Origin of the sequence: Streptomyces sp. NPDC050145 (assembly GCF_044460245.1) — a bacterium.
Lineage (GTDB): Bacteria > Actinomycetota > Actinomycetes > Streptomycetales > Streptomycetaceae > Streptomyces.
Genome location: NZ_JBITJS010000005.1, coordinates 83,143 through 100,640, shown reverse-complemented (window position 1 = coordinate 100,640; position 17,498 = coordinate 83,143). Strand labels below are relative to the sequence as shown.

The following is a 17,498-nucleotide window of genomic DNA, read 5'->3' as shown; positions in this document are numbered from 1 at the left end:
GCCCCGCTCGGCGCCGCCTACGACCGCGCCTAGTACGTGACCTGGGTCATGTGGGCCGGTTCACGGGCGCGGCCCGTCGAAAGTGACCTGCGCCTCGAAGGCGGCCCGCCGCGTCGCCCGCCGCAGCGCCTTCAGGACGGCGCCGCCCGCGACGAGCGTCAGCACGACGGTCAGCGCCGCCCGCCCCAGGTCCCAGCCCAGCGACGTCGCCAGGCAGTACGCGAGGAACCGGGCCAGATTGTCGTGCAGCGCCGCGTCCGGCTGGTACGCGACCGAGGAGGCCAGCGCGTTCATGAACGGCCACCCCGCCAGATTCATGAGCGTCCCGTACGCGAACGCGGCCAGGAACCCGTACGCCGCGAGCATCGCCAGCTCGGCCCGGCCGCGCAGGGCGTGCGGCCCCGGCAGCAGCCCGGCCCCCATCGTGAACCAGCCCATCGACAGCATCTGGAACGGCATCCACGGCCCGACCCCGCCGGTCAGCAGCGCCGACGCGAACATGCTGAGCGAGCCGAGCACGAACCCGAACCCGGGCCCGAGCACCCGCCCGCTCAGCACCATCAGGAAGAACATCGGCTCCAGGCCCGCCGTGCCCGCCCCGATCGGCCGCAGCGCGGCGCCGGCCGCGGCGAGCACCCCGAGCATCGCGACCGCCTTCGGGCCCATCCCGGACTCCGAGATCGTCGCCGCGACGACCGCGACGAGCAGCACCAGCAGCCCGGCGAACAGCCACGGGGCGTCCTGCGCGTGCGCGTTCACCTCCGACCCGGGGCCGGTGATCAGCGGCCAGCCGATCGCCACGAGCCCCACGGCGCCGACGAGCAGCAGCGCCGCCACCGAACGCGGCCCGAGCCGGACCGCCCGCACCTGCCGGTCGCCGCTCATGCCAGCGCCTCCCGCACCTGCGTGACCGTGAGCCACTCCTGCGGGGCGAGGATCTTCGCGACCTGCGGGGCGAAGGAGGGGGACGACACGACGATCTCCGGGGTCGGCCCGTCGGCCACGATCTCGCCGTCCGCGAGGATCGCCACCCGGTCGGTCAGCTCGGCCGCGAGTTCCACGTCGTGGGTCGCCATGAGCACGGCGTGTCCCGCGTCGGCGAGCCGCCGCAGGATCGTGACGAGGCGGGCCTTCGCCGCGTAGTCCAGACCCCGGGTCGGTTCGTCGAGCAGCAGCAGGGGAGGGGCGGCGGTCAGCACGATCGCCAGCGCGAGCGTGAGCCGCTGTCCCTCGGACAGGTCCCGGGGATGGGTGGCGTCGTCGATCCCCGGCAGCAGTTCGCTCAGCAGCCCGCGACAGGTCCCGGGCTCGACGCCCGCGTCCTGATCGGCGGCCACGCACTCCGCGCCCACGGTGTCCGCGCACAGCAGATCCCGGGGCTCCTGCGGCACGAGCCCCACCTTCCGGATCAGCTCACGCGGCTTGACCCGCCGGGGATCCACCCCACCGACCCGCACGTCCCCCGCCCCGACCTTGACCATCCCGACCAACGCCCCGAGCAACGTGGACTTCCCGGCCCCGTTCCGCCCCATGAGCGCGACGACCTCACCCCCACACACCTCCAGATCCACCCACCGAAGCACCTCGCTCCGCCCCCGCCGAACCCCAAGTTTCCGCACGACAGCAGCAGCCTCGCCCTTCTCGCCCCCGGGCCGCACCGAGCGCCGCCCCGAGCGCCGCTCCTCAGGCGCACGGAGTGCGCCTTCAGGGGCGCGGGGCTGTGACACGTGCGGCTCCGCCGCGGGGCGCGACGGCCGAAGCCGGGACCCGCGCTTGCCGGACGCGGGCCGATCCGAGCGCTCCTGAGGCGCACGGAGTGCGCCTTCAGGGGCGCGGGGAACTGCGCGCTCAGCCCCCACCGGCCCGCGCTCGGCGGACGACCCCAACCCGGCAAGACGTTCCCGCAACGGCCCGGCCGCACGCCGCGCGTCCCGAACCGTGAGCGGCAACGGCGACCACCCGGCCACCTTCCCCAACCCCACCACCGGCGGAAAAACGGGCGACACAGCCATCACCGCCGCCGGATCCCCCACCAGCAAAGGCTCCCCGCACCCCCCGAGCAGCGCCACCTGGTCCGCGTACTGCACCACCCGCTCCAACCGGTGCTCAGCCATCAGCACGGTCGTCCCCAGGTCGTGCACGAGCCGCTGCAACACGGACAGCACCTCCTCCGCCGCGGCCGGGTCGAGCGCGGACGTCGGCTCGTCGAGCACCAGCACCCGCGGATGCGGAGTGAGCACGGACCCGATCGCGACCCGCTGCATCTGCCCGCCCGAGAGCGTCGAGATCGGCCGGTCCCGCAGCTCGACGAGCCCCAGCAGATCGAGCGTCTCCTCGACCCGCCGCCGCATCACCGGCGCCGCGAGCCCCAGCGACTCCATCCCGTACGCCAGCTCGTCCTCGACCGTGTCGGTCACGAAGTGGGCGAGCGGATCCTGCCCCACCGTGCCGACGACATCGGCGAGCTCGCGCGGCTTGTGGGTCCGGGTGTCGCGCCCGGCGACCGTGACCCGCCCGGCGAGCGTCCCCCCGGTGAAGTGCGGCACGAGCCCGCTGACCGCACCGAGCAGTGTCGACTTGCCGACCCCGGAAGGGCCGGCGAGCAGCATCAGCTCGCCTTCCGGCACGTGCAGCTCGACGTTCCGCAGCGTCGGCCCAAAGGCTCCTTCGTACGTCACCGAGACGTCCTCGAAGCGGATCATGACGAGGCCTCCACGGGTACGGCGGCGGACGGGACGGGATCGGTACGAGGAGCGGGCACGGGCGCGACGAACGCCGGGAGCAGCCCGACCAGCACGCCGGCCGCGGGCAGCAGGGGCAGCGCGGGCAGCGTCAGCGGCACCACGGACGGCTGGAGGGAAGCGGGGTCCCGCACCCCGCTGACGATCATCACGGCCGCGGCGACGACCCCGGACGCGGCGACGAGCCAGGCCCGCACACCCCACACATCGGGCCGGTACCGGGTCCGCACCGAGCGCCGCCCGCCGAGCCACAGCCCGCCGAGCGCGGCAGCGACCCCGCCGAGCAGCACCGGCAGCCCGTACCCGGCACCGGACGCGGCGAGCAGCCCGTACGTGCCGGCGCAGACGCCGATCAGCCCGCCGAGCGTCAGCACGGCCGTGGCCCGGCGCACCCCGCGCGGCACCTTGGCCGTGCGCCCGTACCCGCGCGCGTCCATCGCGGCGGCCAGCGCCACGGACCGCTCCAGGGCACCTTCGAGCACCGGGAGACCGACCTGGAGCAGCCCGCGCAGCCCGCTGTCGGGCCGCCCGCGCAACCGCCGCGCGGCCCGCAGCCGGCGCACGTCCGCGATCAGGTTCGGCGCGAACGTCATCGCCACGACGACCGCCACACCGGCCTCGTACAGCGCGCCCGGCAGCGACTTCAGCAGCCGGGACGGGGACGCGAGGGCGTTCGCCGCGCCGACGCAGATCAGCAGCGTGGCCAGCTTCAGACCGTCGTACAGCGCGAAGGCGAGGCCCTCCGCGCTGACCCGGCCGCCGATCCGCACGCCCTGCGCCCAGTCCGGCAGCGGCACCTCCGGCAGCGTGACCAGCACGTGCGTGCCCGGGATCGGCGAACCGAGGACCACCGCGAACACGAGCCGGATCCCGAGCACGGCGAGCCCCAGCTTCACGAACGCCCCGTACGAGTGCGCCCACGGCGCCTCCGTGCGGCGCGCCGCGACGACGTAACCGGCCACGCCGATCAGCAGCGCAAGGAGCAGCGGGTTCGTGGTGCGGGACGCGGCCGTGCCGAGACCGAGCGCCCAGATCCACCAGGCGCCGGGATGCACGGAGTTCGCACGGTGAGCCCTCGGGGCCCGCAGGGTACGGCCGGAATCCATGGTGACGAGCCGCTCAGCCGCGGCGGCGCCGCGCCTGCCAGACGGCGCCCACACCGAGCGCGGCGACGAGCACGACCGCGGTGATCACACCGACGGACGGCCCGTGCGTGCCGGACGAACCGGTGGACCTGGGGGTGGCGTCCGGCGAGCCCGCCGGCTCGGCCTCACCGCTGCCGGACACCTGCTCGCCGCAGCCCGCCGACGGGTAGCCGGCGATGGCGCACAGCAGCGCGTTGCTGTTGTAGCGCAGCGGCTTGGCGACGGAGGCGAGCGCGTCCGCCGTCGTCGCGTCCTCGTCCACCAGCGCGCACGCCTGACGCGGCTTCGGCGGGTGGTCCCCGGCGGACGGCGCGTCCTTCGCCGTACCGAAGTCGATGACGAGCGCGATCCGCTTGCTGCCGTCCTTCGCGGGCGTGTCCGCGCAGATCGCGTCGAAGTCGGCGGCGCCGCGCGGCTGCGTGGCGTCGGCCGAGTCGGCGCTCACCGCGAACCGGAAGCCCTGCACGTCCCCGTCCGACGGCTTCGTCTGCGAGGGGCCCGTGGACGCGTACGACCACGCCTTGCCGTCCCGCTCCCAGAACGACCAGTACCGGTACCCGGCGGCCTGGGCCGGGGCGACCGTCACCGCGAGCAGCGCGCCGAGCAGCGCGAGCACGAGGCCGGCGCATCTGCCGCGGGTCACAGCTGCTGCTTCTTGCGGCCGCTCAGCAGGAATCCGGCGCCGACGGCCGCGACGAACATCACGCCGACGATCCACCAGGTGCCGAACCCGCCCTTGTCGTCGTCCTTCTTCTTCTCGTCGGACGCGCTGTCGCCGGACTTCGCGGAGGCGGGCGCGGGGCCCGTCTCGTTCAGGGCGCTCACGAGGTCGGTGCCGCCGAAGTCGCGCGGGTCGTTGCCCGTGGCGTGCGCGGCGAAGATCAGCTGGGCGTAGGCGGCGGGACCGGACTGCTTCGCCCAGTCACCCGCGTTCTTCTCCAGCCAGGCGTACGGGTCCTTCGTGTACTTGACGCCCTCCGCGGCGGCGACGGCGGCCACCGCGTCGGCCGTGTTGCCGAAGTCGGGCTGGTCCTCGGCGCCGGCCAGCTGCGACTTCAGGTACTCGTGGGTGTTCAGCTGGTTCTGCAGGTACACGGCGCCGTTGTGCGCGAGGTCCGCGGGCTTCCTGCCGTTCTCGCAGGTGTACGCGTCGGGGGCGTCGCCCTTGCCGGGCGCGAACCCGGAGCCGAGCGAACCGAGCACCGAGGCGGCCGTCGCGTCGGCGTTCGCGGCGAGCTTGCCCTTCTTGTCGGGCTGGTAGGCGAACGCGCCGCCGTCCTTGCCCTCGGAGCAGGGCAGGGCGAGCTCGGCCAGAGCGTCCATCCCGGACTTCCCGGTGCTCGACTTCACCTCGGCGGGCTTCTCACCGGCGGCGACGAGGGCGCCGATCACGACGGACGTGGAGTTCGCGTCGCTGGCGCCACCGGGGTTGTAGCCCCAGCCGCCGTCGGCGTTCTGGTTCTTCTTCAGCCAGCCGACACCCAGGTCGACCTCGCCGTCGCGGCCGCCGACCGCGGCGAGGGCCTGCACGGCGGCGGCCGTGCTGTTGCTGTCGACGACCGTCTTCTTGTCGCACTCCTTGCCCGGCACGGCGCGGAACGCGGCGAAGCCGCCGCCCTGGCACTGCTGGCCCGCCAGCCAGTCCACGGCCTTGTCGGCGGGCTTCACGCCCACCGTGTCCTGCGCGACGAAGGCCAGCGACTGCCGCCACACGCCGTCGTACGTCGGGTCGCCCTTGCCGTACAGGCCCGAGGGCGTGACGACCTTCGGCGAGGGGGAGGCACCGTCCGCGACGGCGGCCGGCGCGGCGGCCGCGCCGATCACGACGGTCGCGGCGACGAGCGCGGCGCTGCGGCGAATGTTCATGGTGGGGCGGGTGCCTCTCCCTGCGGGGGGCCGGGAGGCGCGGCACGCGTCGGCGCCGGGCGGCTCCGGCTCCGTGTGCCTCGACGGTTCCGAGCCGATCACTACGGGCGTGAGGCATTCCGGCTCTACGGCTGCGGGTCAGCGCCGGACTCCCACCGGCTTCCCCTCACACACGCACAATGACGACGCACCTACCTTACCGGCGCCCCTGGAGGTACCCGCAGTGTGCCCTCCAGGGGCGCCGGGACAGACGAGTCACCGAATATCGACGGGCCCGTCATCGTTCCGCTCACCCGAACCCCGATACGGCTCCACATCCGACCCCACGGGCTCACCGCCGAGGTTCTTGCGCACCGAGTCGAGAATGGTGAGCCCCTGCCCGACAAGACCGGCCGCGATCTCCCCGAGCCCGTCGGCCCCGTTCAGCACGTTCACGTTGGCCCCGGCGAGGCCCGCCGACGCCTCCTTCACGATCTGCGGCAGCTGGTCGATGAGCATCCGGTCCAGCGCGACCCGGTCGTAGGACGCCGCCGCCTCCGCCTGGATCTTCATCCGCTCGGCCTCGGCGAGGGCAAGGACCCGGATCCGCTCCGCGTCCGCCTGCGCCGGCTTCACGACCTCGGCGATCAGCTGCTTCTCCCGCAGCTCGGCCTGGCGCAGCGCCAGCTCGGTCTGCGCGGCGAGCACCTCCTGCTGGGCGTGCGCCATGGCCAGCGGTCCCGCCTGGTCGGCCTGCGCCTTGGCCCGGTCGACCTCGGCGTTGTACTCGGCCTGCACGACCGCGGTCTGCCGCGCGTACTCGGCCTGCTTGCGCGCCGCCGCCTGCTCCGCCTCGGCGGCGGCCTGCGTGGCCTGCGCCTGGGCGATCTGCGCCTGCCGCTGGATGGCCGCCTTGTGGGGCCGCGACATGGCCTCGATGTACCCGGTGTTGCCGTCGTCGATGGACTGGATCTGCAGCGAGTCGACGTGCAGCCCGATCTTCGCCATCTCGGACTTCGACGTGTCGAGGACCTCGGTGGCGAGCTTCTGCCGCTCGGTGACGATCTCCTCGACGGTCATCGAGCCGATGATGGAGCGCAGGTGACCGGCGAAGATCCGCCCGGTGAGGACGGACATCTGCTCCTGGTCGGACAGGAAGCGCTGACCGGCGTTGACGATCGACTCGTGGTCGTTGCCGACCTTGAAGGCGATGACGGCCCGGACGGTCAGTGCGATGCCCTGTTTGGTCACGCACTTCTCGACGACCTCGGACTCCATCATCGCGAGCGAGAGGAAGCGGGTCTTGCGGAAAACGGGCAGGACGAACTTCCCGTGCCCGGTGACGACGCGGAACGGCGCTCCCCCAAGTCCCCGCCTGCCGCCCGAGATCAGCATCGCCTCGTCGGGTGCGGGAACGCGATAACCGAACATGCTCACGTCTCCTTAGCGGGCGTCGCCGGTGCCGTCGCCGAGCAACGGATCGGTCCAGGCGATGACTTCGACCTGCCGGGTGCCGCGGGACTCGATGACCAGCACGGTCGAACCCTGCTCCAGCGGAGCGTCCGACCACGCGAGGAACGTCTCGGTCCCGCCCCTGACGCGCACCAGCACCTCGCCGGGGCCCGCGGGCCCCCGGGTGCCGATGAGCAGTCTCCCCGTACAGCCGACCACGGCCTCGTCCGGCGCCATCGGCGGCCGCCCCCTTGTCGTTCCGGCTCGTGAGAGCCCTGAGAGCCAGACCATACGCCCGCCCGGACCCCCCGAACCATCACCGGGTGGCAAAGACCGTCACCGCGTCGCCGCCCTCGTCAACCCGTCGCCACGTATGTCACCGGATCGCTGCCGTGGACCGTTTCCACGTGTCCCAGTTTCACCAGTCGGCGCAGGTGTGCCTCGGCCTCGGAGACCGCGATGTTGCGGGAGCCGTAGGGGATGTCGGCCCAGGGGCGGTTCCACTCCATGCGCTCGGCGAGCTGCCACGGGGTGAGCGGGGTGGCGAGGAGGGCGCGCAGATCGGCGAGGCGGGCCTCGTGGTGCTCGAGCAGTTCGGCTACGCGGGCGGGGGCGTCGGTGAAGGGGTGCTGGTGCGCGGGCAGGACCTCGGCCGGGCCCAGGGCGCCGATCAGTTCGAGCGAGGCCAGGTAGTCGCCCAGGGGATCCGTGACGGTGGCGTCGTCGGGGTCCTCGTACAGGCCGATGTGGGGGGTGATGCCGGGCAGGACGTGGTCGCCGGAGAACAGGCGTCCGCGGCCAGGGAGTTGGAGCGGGTGGTCCTCCTCCAGGTGGAGGCAGACGTGGCCGGGGGTGTGGCCGGGGGTCCAGATGGCGCGCAGCCGGCGGCCGGGCAGGTCGAGGAGGTCGCCGGGGGTGATCGCGCGGTCGGGCAGCGCCGGGTCGAGGCCCGGCAGCTTGCGGGGGCGGCCCGCGTCCCGGGCCGCGATCAGCGGGGCCACGTGCGCCTCGGGCGCCCCGGCGGCCACCAGCTTCGCCGCCATGTACGCGTACCAGCGCGAGGTCGGGTTCTCCCGGGTGCGGCGCACGACCGCCGCGTCCGCCTCGTGCATCGCGATCCACGCGCCCGACGCGTCCCGCACCTTCGCCGACAGGCCGTGGTGGTCCGGGTGGTGATGGGTGATCAGGACACCGGTGACGTCCCTGACGTCGGTGCCGCAGGCGGTCAGGCCGGCGGCCAGGGTGTCCCAGGACTCCGGGTCGTCCCAGCCGGTGTCGATCAGGACCGGGCCCGCGTCGGTGTCCAGGAGGTGGACGAGGGTGTGGCCGAGCGGGTTGTCGGGGATCGGGACGCGGATGCTCTGCACACCGCCGCCGTGGTCGGTCACCTGCGTCATGGGTCCGCCTCTCCGCCCGATCGCCGCGATCGATGCCACGGGCACTGTAAGGAACACCTAGAACTTGTTTCAATGGTCGCCCCGGCAAACCGGTTCCGCCGCCCTCCTCGCCCTTCCGCATCGGAACTAGAACTGGTATCAGTTCTGAAACACGGTTCTGAAACACCGTCAGAAAGCGACACGCCTCACGGAAGCGGAAGCCGCCATGCCCGAGCTCGTGGAACACGGACAGCTGTTCATCGGCGGGGAGTTGACCGATCCCCTCGGCAAGGACGTCATCGAGGTCGTCTCCCCGCACACCGGCGAGGTCTTCGGGCGGGTGCCGCACGCCGCGCCCGCCGACGTCGACCGCGCCGTGGCCACCGCCCGCCGCGCCTTCGACGAGGGCCCCTGGCCCCGCATGACCCTCGAGGAGCGCATCGAGGTCGTCGGCCGCATCAAGGACGCCATCGCCGTCCGCCACGAGGAGATCGCCAAGGTCATCTCCCAGGAGAACGGCTCCCCCTACTCCTGGTCCGTCCTCGCCCAGGCCCTCGGCGCGATGATGGTCTGGGACAGCGCCATCAACGTCGCCCGCGGCTTCACCTACGAGGAGACCCGCGACGGCGCCCTCGGCAAGCTGCTCGTCCGGCGCGAGCCCGTCGGGGTCGTCGCCGCCGTAGTCCCCTGGAACGTCCCGCAGTTCGTCGCCGCCGCCAAGCTCGCGCCCGCGCTGCTCGCCGGCTGCACCGTCGTCCTCAAACCCTCGCCCGAGTCGCCGCTCGACGCGTACCTGCTCGGCGAGATCGCGCGGGAGGCGGGGCTGCCGGAGGGCGTCCTGTCGATCCTGCCCGCCGACCGCGAGGTCAGCGAGTACCTCGTCGGGCACCCCGGCATCGACAAGATCTCCTTCACCGGATCGGTCGCGGCCGGCAAGCGCGTCATGGAGGTGGCCTCACGCCATCTCACCCGCGTGACCCTGGAGTTGGGCGGCAAGTCCGCCGCCGTCGTCCTGCCGGACGCCGACCTGGAGTCCACCGTCGCCGGGGCCGTCCCCGCCGCCTGGATGAACAACGGGCAGGCCTGCGTCGCCCAGACCCGCATCCTGCTGCCCCGCTCCCGCTACGACGAGTTCGCCGAGGCCTTCACCGCCGCCGCGTCCGCCCTCGTCGTCGGCGACCCGCTCGACCCGGCCACCCAGGTCGGCCCGCTCGTCGCCAGGCGCCAGCAGCAGCGCAGCCTCGACTACATCCGCATCGGACAGGACGAGGGCGCCAAGATCCTCACCGGCGGCGGGGTCCCCAAGGGGTACGAGCAGGGCGCGTACGTCGAGCCGACCCTCTTCGGCGACGTCCACAACGGCATGCGCATCGCCCGCGAGGAGATCTTCGGCCCGGTCATCTGCCTGCTCCCGTACGGGGACGAGGACGAGGCCGTGAAGATCGCCAACGACTCCGACTACGGGCTCAGCGGCAGCGTCTGGACCGCCGACGTCGCCCACGGGATCGAGATCGCGCGGCAGGTGCGGACCGGGACGTACAACGTCAACACGTTCAGCCTCGACATGCTCGGACCGTTCGGGGGCTACAAGAACAGTGGTCTCGGGCGGGAGTTCGGGCCGGAGGGGTTCGGGGCGTACCTCGAGCACAAGATGATCCATCTGCCGGCCGGCTGGGAGGGCTGAGTCTTGGGTGACCGGTGGCATGTGGAGGTCGACCGCGGGGTCTGCATCGGGTCCGGGATGTGCGTGAGCCATGCGCCCGGGGCGTTCCGGCTGGACACGGCTCGGCAGTCCCGGCCGATCGAGGCGGATGTGGATGCGGGTGAGTCTGTGCTGGCGGCGGCTGAGGGGTGCCCCGTCGAGGCGATCTCGCTGGCGCTGGCCGAATCGGGGGAGGTCGTGTTTCCGCCGGAGGAGTAGGCCCGTCCCCTCACGGGGTGGGCTTGTCCTCCTCGACCAGGTCGATCAGGCGGCAGACCGTTTCGATGTCGATCTTCACCTGGGCGATCGAGGCCCGGCCCGAGAGCCAGGTGATCAGGGCCGAGTGCCAGGTGTGCTCGATGACCCGGACCGCCGAGAGCTGCTCGGGGGTCGGGTCGTCGAGACCCATCGCGTCCAGGATGATCGCCGTCGTCTGGCGGGACACCTGGTCGACCTCGGGGCTGACGCTGCGGTCCGCGAAGGTCAGCGCCCGCACCATCGCGTCGGCCAGATGCGGCTCCCGCTGCAGGGCGCGGAACGCCCGCATCAGGGTGTCCGCGACCTGCTCGGCGGGGGAGTCGGAGGACGGCGGGCGCTTGCGGACCGTCGTGTGCATGTGCTGGAGCTGGTCCTGCATGGTCGCGACCAGCAGATGGACCTTGCTCGGGAAGTACCGGTACAGCGTGCCGAGGGCCACCTGCGAGGACTCGGCGACCTCGCGCATCTGCACCGCGTCGAACCCGCCGCGCGCCGCCAGCTGCGCACTCGCGTGCAGGATGCGGCGGCGCCTGGCCTCCTGGCGCTCGGTGAGCGCGGGAGTGCCGTGCGTGCTGGTTCTGGCGTCCGGAGCTGTCATCTGTCCGCTTCCGTCGTGGCCGTGGCGTGAATCACCTGATCCACCGGTCACAGCGTGGCTACCTGCCGGTAGATTCGGTGCTCCTTGAACGATCAAGTCTGGAACTTGTTCTAGATTAGCGTCCCCACGTAGTGTCGGCGGTCCCCAGGGGGCAGGCCGGGATGTCCACGGGCAAGCAGGAGAGAAGGGTGGCCTGGAGTGACCGCGGAGTCGTTGCGCATCGCTCTCCTCACGTACAAGGGCAACCCGTTCTGCGGTGGCCAGGGCGTGTACGTACGACATCTCTCCCGTGAGCTGGCCCGCCTCGGCCACCGCGTCGAGGTCATCGGCTCCCAGCCCTACCCCGTGCTCGACGAGGGCGAGGACCTGGACGGGCTGCGCCTCACCGAACTGCCCAGCCTGGACCTCTACCGCAGCCCCGACCCGTTCCGCACCCCCAAGCGCGACGAGTACCGCGACTGGGTGGACGCGCTCGAGGTCGGCACCATGTGGACCGGCGGATTCCCCGAGCCGCTCACCTTCTCGCTGCGCGCCCGCCGCCATCTGCGCGCCCGCCGCGGCGACTTCGACGTCGTCCACGACAACCAGACGCTCGGCTACGGCCTGCTCGGCGACCTCGGCGCCCCGCTCGTCAGCACCATCCACCACCCCATCACCGTCGACCGGCAGCTCGAACTCGACGCCGCCGCCGACTGGAAGCGCCGCATGTCGGTGCGCCGCTGGTACGCGTTCACCCGCATGCAGAAGCGCGTCGCCCGCAAGCTGCCCTCCGTGCTCACCGTCTCCGGCACCTCGCGGGACGAGATCGTCGAGCACCTCGGCGTACGCCCCGGCCGCATCCGCGTCGTCCACATCGGCGCCGACACCGACCTCTTCTCGCCGAACCCGGCGATCGCAGAGGTCCCCGGACGCATCGTCACCACCTCCAGCGCCGACGTCCCCCTCAAGGGCCTCGTGTACCTCGTCGAAGCCCTCGCCAAGGTCCGGGCCGAGCAGCCCGACGCGCACCTCGTCGTCGTCGGCAAGCGCGCCGAGGACGGGCCCGTCGCCCAGGCCATCGAACGGTACGGCCTCGAAGGCGCCGTCGAGTTCGTCAAGGGCATCAGCGACCAGGAGCTCGTCGACCTCGTCCGCTCCGCCCAGGTCGCCTGCGTGCCCTCCCTCTACGAAGGCTTCTCGCTGCCCGCCGCCGAGGCGATGGCCACCGGCACCCCGCTCGTCGCCACCACCGGCGGCGCCATCCCCGAGGTCGCCGGACCCGACGGCGAGACCTGCCTCGCCGTGCCGACCGGCGACGCCGGCGCCCTGGCCGCCGCGCTGACCCGACTGCTCGACGACCCCGCGCTGCGCACCCGGCTCGGCGCCGCGGGCCGCACCCGGGTCCTCGACCGGTTCACCTGGGCGCGGGCTGCGCAGGGCACCGCCGAGCTCTACCGGGAGTCGATGGACGCGGCGCCCCCGCGCCCCGCCGCCGACGGCTCCGTACGACCGCGATCGCAAGCGCACGCACACGCGCACCAGGAAACCCCCCAGGAAAGCAGGGCCACGTGCTGACCGTCGACTTCACCCGTTTCCCGCTCGCCGCGGGCGACCGCGTCCTCGATCTCGGGTGCGGGGCCGGACGGCATGCCTTCGAGTGCTACCGGCGCGGGGCCCAGGTCGTCGCCCTGGACCAGAACGCTGAGGAGATCGCCGAGGTCGCCAAGTGGTTCGCCGCCATGAAGGAGGCCGGCGAGGCCCCGGCCGGCGCCACCGCCACCGCGATGGAGGGCGACGCGCTCGCGCTGCCGTTCCCCGACGAGTCCTTCGACGTCGTCATCATCAGCGAGGTCATGGAGCACATCCCCGACGACAAGGGCGTGCTCGCCGAGATGGTGCGCGTCCTCAGGCCGGGCGGCCGCATCGCCGTCACCGTGCCGCGCTACGGGCCCGAGAAGGTCTGCTGGGCGCTGTCCGACGAGTACCACGAGGTCGAGGGCGGCCACATCCGCATCTACAAGGCCGACGAACTGCTCGGAAAGATGCGCGAGGCCGGCCTCAAGCCGTACGGCACGCACCACGCGCACGCGCTGCACTCGCCGTACTGGTGGCTCAAGTGCGCCTTCGGTGTCGACAACGACAAGGCGCTGCCGGTCAAGGCGTACCACAAGCTCCTGGTCTGGGACATCATGAAGAAGCCCGCCCTGACCCGGGTCGCCGAGCAGCTGCTCAACCCGGTCGTCGGCAAGAGCTTCGTCGCCTACGCCACCAAGCCGCACCTGCCCGCCGCCGACGCCGAGGCCACTGCGTGAGCAGCCCCGAGCGGACCGAACTCCTGGTCCTGGACGGGGTGCTGACGGCCGATCAGGCGCGCCGGACCGTGCGCGGGATACTCGACGTGCAGCGGCCGGACGGCGCCATACCGTGGTTCCGCCGGCACCACCTCGACCCGTGGGACCACACCGAGGCCGCCATGGCGCTCGACGTGGCCGGCGAGCACGAGGCCGCCGAGCGCGCCTACGAGTGGCTGGCCCGGCACCAGAACGCGGACGGGTCCTGGTACGCCGCCTACCACGACGGCGACGCGGACGACGTCACCGACCGGGGGCGCGAGTCGAACTTCGTCGCCTACATCGCGGTCGGCGTCTGGCACCACTACCTGTCCACCGGCGACGACGCGTTCCTCGACCGGATGTGGCCGGCCGTGTGCGCCGCCGTGGAGTGGGTGCTGCGGCTCCAGCAGCCCGGCGGGCAGATCGGCTGGAAGCGCGAGGACGACGGCACGGCGGTGAACGACGCGCTGCTGACCGGCAGTTCGTCCGTCCACCATGCACTGCGGTGCGCGCTCGCCATCGCCGAGCAGCGCGAAGAGCCGCAGCCGGACTGGGAGTTGGCGGTCGGCGCGCTGCGGCACGCCATCCGGCGGCATCCCGAGCGCTTCCTCGACAAGAGCCGGTACTCGATGGACTGGTACTACCCGGTCCTTGGCGGTGCGCTGCGCGGCGACGAGGCCGCGGCCCGGATCGCCGGGGACTGGGACAAGTTCGTCGTGCCCGGGCTCGGGGTGCGGTGCGTCGTGCCGAACCCCTGGGTCACCGGGGGCGAGAGCGCCGAGCTGGCGCTCGCGCTCTGGGCCGTCGGCCAGTCGGACCGGGCGCTCACCATCCTCCAGGACATCCAGCATCTGCGGGATCCGCGGACGGGGCTGTACTGGACGGGCTACGTCTTCGAGGACCGGGCGATCTGGCCCGAGGAGTTGACGTCCTGGACGGCGGGATCGGTGCTGCTGGCCGTCGCCGCGCTGGGCGGGGACGAGGCGACCTGCGCGGTCTTCGGCGGCGACTCCCTCCCCAACGGCATCGACCCCGAGTGCTGCCCCGCCTAGGCGCCACCTCGCCGTAGCGGCCTTCGTCGCGGCGGCCCAGGCGCCGTAGCAGCCTCGGCCACGGCACGACTGCCGCGCCGTCGTGGCTTCCCGCGCCCCTTTTGCCTGGCCTCGGGCACGGGTTCTTGTCGTCCTGGGTGGGTGGGAGGAGGCCTGGGGTAGGGGCGCGGAGGTATGGGTACGGGTGGCGTCCCGGCGGCGGGGCGCGTTCAGTCGGCCGCGGGGCACGTCGGACCGGCCCCGCGCGGCAGCGCCCGGCGCCGGAGTTGGTCACCGTGTGTGAGGTCGAGTGGCGGGTGCGGGGATCGCGGGGGAGGGTGCTGGGAGGGGGATCTGCCTGGAGGTGTGCGTGGTCGGGAAGTCTCTTTCGGCGCGACGGGGAATCATCGCCCTGATGTTGTGCGGCGCACTGCTCGTGGGTGGCACAGCCTGTGCCGGTGGCAACGGCAGTACGGAGGCCGTGGCAAGGCCGGCGGCGGCCAGCAGCAGCCCGGCGGTCGAGCGCCAGAAGCTCGCCAAGACACGGTTCGTGGCCAACGCGGGCCTCGCCGCGGGCGCCACGTACCAGTGGATCGTGAAGCCGTGGAAGGCCGGGAAGTTCAAGAAGGGCGCGAAGGGCCGGAAGTTCGCCCTCGTCAAGGCGGGCCTCGCGGGCGCGTTCACGTACAACCGGCTCAAGGCCGCGCAGCGCAACGCCAAGGGTGACCCGACGCTGTCGAAGGCGGTCGCCCCGCTGACCGCCGGCATCGACAAGCTGAAGGACCTGCCGAAGCAGCTGCGCAAGGGTGACGGCGTCGACTCGGTCTCCGGTTCGTTCGACGACATCATCAACGGCGTCAAGGACGCCGGGAAGAGCGCCGGTGCCGAGGTGAAGGACAAGGTCCCCTCGGCGAAGGAACTGGCGAACGGGTCCTAGGACAGGGCTAGTTCAGCTCGGCCAGGACGCGGAGCGTCTCGGGGTCCGGTGACAGGAGCAGCAGATCCGTCACCGGGCCCTTGCGCCACAGCTCCAGGCGTTCGGCGATCCGCTCGCGCGGCCCGATCAGGGAGATCTCGTCGGCGAACGCGTCCGGCACGGCCAGCACCGCCTCCTCGCGCCGGCCCTCGGCGAACAGTTCCTGGATGTGCCGTGCCTCGGCCTCGTACCCCATGCGTGCCATGAGGTCGGCGTGGAAGTTGCGGCTCGCGTGCCCCATGCCACCGATGTAGAAGCCGAGCATGGCCTTGACCGGCAGCAGTCCCTCCGCGACGTCGTCGCAGACCTTGGCGCGGGCCATGGGCGCGATCATGAAGTTCTCGGGGAGGTCCGTCAGGGACGCCTCGTAGACGTCGGTGCGGGTCGGGGACCAGTACAAGGGGAGCCAGCCGTCCGCGATGCGGGTCGTCTGCGCGATGTTCTTGGGGCCCTCGGCGCCGAGCAGGATCGGCAGATCGGCGCGCAGCGGGTGCGTGATCGGCTTGAGGGCCTTGCCGAGGCCGGTGCCGTCCTCGCCCCGGTACGGATGCTGGTGGAAGCGCCCGTCGACTTCGACCGGCCCCTCGCGGCGCAGCACCTGCCGCACGGCGTCCACGTACTCGCGGGTCGCGGTGAGCGGTGAACGCGGGAACGGACGCCCGTACCAGCCCTCCACCACCTGCGGCCCGGACAGGCCGAGGCCCAGCGTCATGCGGCCGCCGGAGAGGTGGTCGAGGGTGAGGGCGTGCATCGCCGTCGTCGTGGGGGAGCGGGCCGCCATCTGCGCGATCGCCGTGCCCAGGCGGATGCGGGAGGTGTGCGCGGCGAGCCAGGTGAGCGGGGTGAACGCGTCGCTGCCCCAGGACTCGGCCGTCCACACGGAGTCGTAGCCGAGCGCCTCCGCCTCCCGGACGAGCCCGACATGGCGGGGGTCGGGGCCGCGCCCCCAGTAACCGAGTGCGATTCCGAGCCGCATCTCCCCACACTCCCTCCGCCGCCCACCGCCAGGTATCTGACGGTCCGTCAGTTCAGCTGTCGCCGGGTGACTGTACGCGAAAGGCCTCCCGCCCGGAAGTACGGGCGGGAGGCCTTTCGGCGAACGGGGTCCGGATCAGCCGCGCTGGATCCCGGACGTGTCCTGCAGGACGCCGCGACGACCGTCCTGCGTCTGGGCGACGAGGCCCGGGCCGCGCTGCTCGACGGCCAAGTACCAGGTGCCCGGCGCCAGTTCGGCGATCGGCGACGGCGAGCCGTCCTCCGCGTACAGCGGACGCGGCACCGGCACGGCGAACCAGAACGGGGAGAAGTCCCCGGCCGGCTGACCGCCCTGCGCCGGCTGACCACCCTGCGCGGCCTGCGGCGCCGGAGCGGCCGCCTGCGGCTGCGGCTGGCCGCCGTAGGGCTGGCCCGGACCGGGCTGACCCGGCTGCGCGCCGTAGGGCTGACCCGGCTGCTGCTGGGCGCCCGGGTAGCCGTAGCCACCCTGCGGCTGCTGGCCGCCGTACGGCTGCGGCTGGACGGGGCGCGGGGCGCCGACGAGCGGGGCCTTGAGAGCGGGGACGAGCGAACCGGCGACGGCGCCGCCCGCGAGGGCGAGCGAGGCGATGAGGCCGATGATCAGGCCGGCACCCGCGTCGAGGTTGTCACTGACGTCGATGAGCGTCCACAGCATCGTCCAGGCGGTCAGGACGGCGAAGCCGGTGCCGACCATGCCGAGGTCCAGACCGAGCACCTTGCGCGGCTGCGGCTGGGCCCGGTTGAAGACGATGAGAGCTGCGCCGATCACTCCGCCCATGAACGTGCCCAGGCCGTAACCCAGGTTGTCCCAGGCGTTGGGGCCGTCGATGTTCGCCGACGCCGAGCCACCGAAATTCGTGCCCGAGTAGGAGTAGAACTCGAGGAACGAGGCGATGAACAGCAACACCGCTGCTCCGATCACCACGCCGTCGCCTCGAGTGAGGGAGCGGATATTCACTTCAGGGTCCTTCGTAAGTCGTCCGGTCGCCCGGTCAAGTCGTCCGGTCATCGGTGGAGGCGGCGCAAGGCGCAGGGGTGGCCCCAC

The 17,498-nt window shown here is 72.6% G+C and carries 17 protein-coding genes and 1 riboswitch; of the genes, 6 read left to right on the top strand and 11 right to left on the bottom strand.

Annotated features, from left to right (window positions below):
• Positions 1-60: 60 nt before the first annotated feature.
• The 8 genes from ACIBTU_RS11945 to ACIBTU_RS11910 all read right to left on the bottom strand — a co-directional run bounded on the left by ACIBTU_RS11945 (position 61) and on the right by ACIBTU_RS11910 (position 8,580).
• Positions 61-885, bottom strand: coding sequence for an ECF transporter S component (locus ACIBTU_RS11945; protein ID WP_399125902.1), 825 nt, complete (start codon positions 883-885; stop codon positions 61-63).
• On the bottom strand, positions 882-2,702 hold the full coding sequence (locus ACIBTU_RS11940; protein WP_399125901.1) for an ABC transporter ATP-binding protein: 1,821 nt from the start codon (positions 2,700-2,702) through the stop codon (positions 882-884). The genes ACIBTU_RS11945 and ACIBTU_RS11940 overlap by 4 nt, the downstream gene beginning before the upstream one ends.
• Positions 2,699-3,847, bottom strand: coding sequence for an energy-coupling factor transporter transmembrane component T (locus ACIBTU_RS11935; protein ID WP_399125900.1), 1,149 nt, complete (start codon positions 3,845-3,847; stop codon positions 2,699-2,701). The genes ACIBTU_RS11940 and ACIBTU_RS11935 overlap by 4 nt, the downstream gene beginning before the upstream one ends.
• Positions 3,848-3,860: 13 nt before the next feature.
• On the bottom strand, positions 3,861-4,529 hold the full coding sequence (locus ACIBTU_RS11930; protein WP_399125899.1) for an SCO2322 family protein: 669 nt from the start codon (positions 4,527-4,529) through the stop codon (positions 3,861-3,863).
• Positions 4,526-5,752 carry a prenyltransferase/squalene oxidase repeat-containing protein gene (locus ACIBTU_RS11925; RefSeq protein WP_399125898.1) on the bottom strand — a complete coding sequence of 409 codons (1,227 nt, stop codon included), beginning with the start codon at positions 5,750-5,752 and terminating at the stop codon, positions 4,526-4,528. Before ACIBTU_RS11925 ends, ACIBTU_RS11930 begins: the two co-directional genes overlap by 4 nt.
• A gap of 91 nt (positions 5,753-5,843) precedes the next feature.
• A riboswitch (cobalamin riboswitch) is annotated at positions 5,844-5,959 on the bottom strand.
• 48 nt (positions 5,960-6,007) lie between these two features.
• Complete coding sequence (locus ACIBTU_RS11920) at positions 6,008-7,162, bottom strand: flotillin family protein (protein WP_399125897.1); 1,155 nt, start codon at positions 7,160-7,162, stop codon at positions 6,008-6,010.
• Positions 7,163-7,174: 12 nt separating this feature from the next.
• Positions 7,175-7,420 carry a hypothetical protein gene (locus ACIBTU_RS11915; protein WP_399125896.1) on the bottom strand — a complete coding sequence of 82 codons (246 nt, stop codon included), beginning with the start codon at positions 7,418-7,420 and terminating at the stop codon, positions 7,175-7,177.
• A gap of 119 nt (positions 7,421-7,539) precedes the next feature.
• The gene (locus ACIBTU_RS11910; protein WP_399125895.1) at positions 7,540-8,580 is read right to left on the bottom strand and encodes an MBL fold metallo-hydrolase; all 1,041 of its coding nucleotides are present in this window, start codon (positions 8,578-8,580) and stop codon (positions 7,540-7,542) included.
• Between the two features lie 205 nt (positions 8,581-8,785).
• Here ACIBTU_RS11910 and ACIBTU_RS11905 point away from each other — a divergent pair, with 205 nt between their 5' ends.
• Both ACIBTU_RS11905 and ACIBTU_RS11900 read left to right on the top strand, forming a co-directional pair.
• Entirely contained in the window at positions 8,786-10,243 is a 1,458-nt protein-coding gene (locus ACIBTU_RS11905; protein WP_399125894.1) for an aldehyde dehydrogenase, read from the top strand.
• A 3-nt stretch (positions 10,244-10,246) separates the two neighbouring features.
• The gene (locus tag ACIBTU_RS11900) at positions 10,247-10,480 is read left to right on the top strand and encodes a ferredoxin (RefSeq protein WP_399125893.1); all 234 of its coding nucleotides are present in this window, start codon (positions 10,247-10,249) and stop codon (positions 10,478-10,480) included.
• A gap of 10 nt (positions 10,481-10,490) precedes the next feature.
• On the opposite strand, the gene ACIBTU_RS11895 is transcribed toward ACIBTU_RS11900, so the two are convergent.
• Entirely contained in the window at positions 10,491-11,117 is a 627-nt protein-coding gene (locus tag ACIBTU_RS11895; RefSeq protein ID WP_399125892.1) for a TetR family transcriptional regulator, read from the bottom strand.
• 198 nt (positions 11,118-11,315) lie between these two features.
• Between ACIBTU_RS11895 and ACIBTU_RS11890 the strand changes: the two genes are divergently transcribed.
• The 4 genes from ACIBTU_RS11890 (at position 11,316) to ACIBTU_RS11875 (ending at position 15,397) form a co-directional block, all read left to right on the top strand.
• Entirely contained in the window at positions 11,316-12,671 is a 1,356-nt protein-coding gene (locus ACIBTU_RS11890; RefSeq protein ID WP_399125891.1) for a glycosyltransferase family 4 protein, read from the top strand.
• On the top strand, positions 12,665-13,408 hold the full coding sequence (locus ACIBTU_RS11885; RefSeq protein ID WP_399125890.1) for a methyltransferase domain-containing protein: 744 nt from the start codon (positions 12,665-12,667) through the stop codon (positions 13,406-13,408). The genes ACIBTU_RS11890 and ACIBTU_RS11885 overlap by 7 nt, the downstream gene beginning before the upstream one ends.
• Entirely contained in the window at positions 13,405-14,481 is a 1,077-nt protein-coding gene (locus ACIBTU_RS11880; RefSeq protein ID WP_399125889.1) for a prenyltransferase/squalene oxidase repeat-containing protein, read from the top strand. Before ACIBTU_RS11885 ends, ACIBTU_RS11880 begins: the two co-directional genes overlap by 4 nt.
• A 394-nt stretch (positions 14,482-14,875) precedes the next feature.
• Positions 14,876-15,397, top strand: coding sequence for a hypothetical protein (locus ACIBTU_RS11875; protein WP_399125888.1), 522 nt, complete (start codon positions 14,876-14,878; stop codon positions 15,395-15,397).
• Between the two features lie 7 nt (positions 15,398-15,404).
• Here ACIBTU_RS11875 and ACIBTU_RS11870 read toward each other — a convergent pair whose 3' ends face one another.
• Both ACIBTU_RS11870 and ACIBTU_RS11865 read right to left on the bottom strand, forming a co-directional pair.
• Positions 15,405-16,412 (bottom strand): LLM class F420-dependent oxidoreductase, encoded by a 1,008-nt coding sequence (locus ACIBTU_RS11870; protein WP_399125886.1) that lies wholly within the window; start codon positions 16,410-16,412, stop codon positions 15,405-15,407.
• 135 nt (positions 16,413-16,547) lie between these two features.
• Positions 16,548-17,411 carry a hypothetical protein gene (locus tag ACIBTU_RS11865; protein WP_399125885.1) on the bottom strand — a complete coding sequence of 288 codons (864 nt, stop codon included), beginning with the start codon at positions 17,409-17,411 and terminating at the stop codon, positions 16,548-16,550.
• Between the last annotated feature and the right edge of the window lie 87 nt (positions 17,412-17,498).

What these genes read in the sequence shown, in the direction of transcription:
- ACIBTU_RS11945 (WP_399125902.1), bottom strand. Translation starts at nt 885, where the DNA reads ATGAGCGGCGACCGGCAGGTGCGGGCGGTCCGGCTCGGGCCGCGTTCG.
- ACIBTU_RS11940 (WP_399125901.1), bottom strand. Translation starts at nt 2,702, where the DNA reads ATGATCCGCTTCGAGGACGTCTCGGTGACGTACGAAGGAGCCTTTGGG.
- ACIBTU_RS11935 (WP_399125900.1), bottom strand. Translation starts at nt 3,847, where the DNA reads ATGGATTCCGGCCGTACCCTGCGGGCCCCGAGGGCTCACCGTGCGAAC.
- ACIBTU_RS11925 (WP_399125898.1), bottom strand. Translation starts at nt 5,752, where the DNA reads ATGAACATTCGCCGCAGCGCCGCGCTCGTCGCCGCGACCGTCGTGATC.
- ACIBTU_RS11920 (WP_399125897.1), bottom strand. Translation starts at nt 7,162, where the DNA reads ATGTTCGGTTATCGCGTTCCCGCACCCGACGAGGCGATGCTGATCTCG.
- ACIBTU_RS11915 (WP_399125896.1), bottom strand. Translation starts at nt 7,420, where the DNA reads ATGGCGCCGGACGAGGCCGTGGTCGGCTGTACGGGGAGACTGCTCATC.
- ACIBTU_RS11910 (WP_399125895.1), bottom strand. Translation starts at nt 8,580, where the DNA reads ATGACGCAGGTGACCGACCACGGCGGCGGTGTGCAGAGCATCCGCGTC.
- ACIBTU_RS11905 (WP_399125894.1), top strand. Translation starts at nt 8,786, where the DNA reads ATGCCCGAGCTCGTGGAACACGGACAGCTGTTCATCGGCGGGGAGTTG.
- ACIBTU_RS11895 (WP_399125892.1), bottom strand. Translation starts at nt 11,117, where the DNA reads ATGACAGCTCCGGACGCCAGAACCAGCACGCACGGCACTCCCGCGCTC.
- ACIBTU_RS11875 (WP_399125888.1), top strand. Translation starts at nt 14,876, where the DNA reads ATGTTGTGCGGCGCACTGCTCGTGGGTGGCACAGCCTGTGCCGGTGGC.
- ACIBTU_RS11870 (WP_399125886.1), bottom strand. Translation starts at nt 16,412, where the DNA reads ATGCGGCTCGGAATCGCACTCGGTTACTGGGGGCGCGGCCCCGACCCC.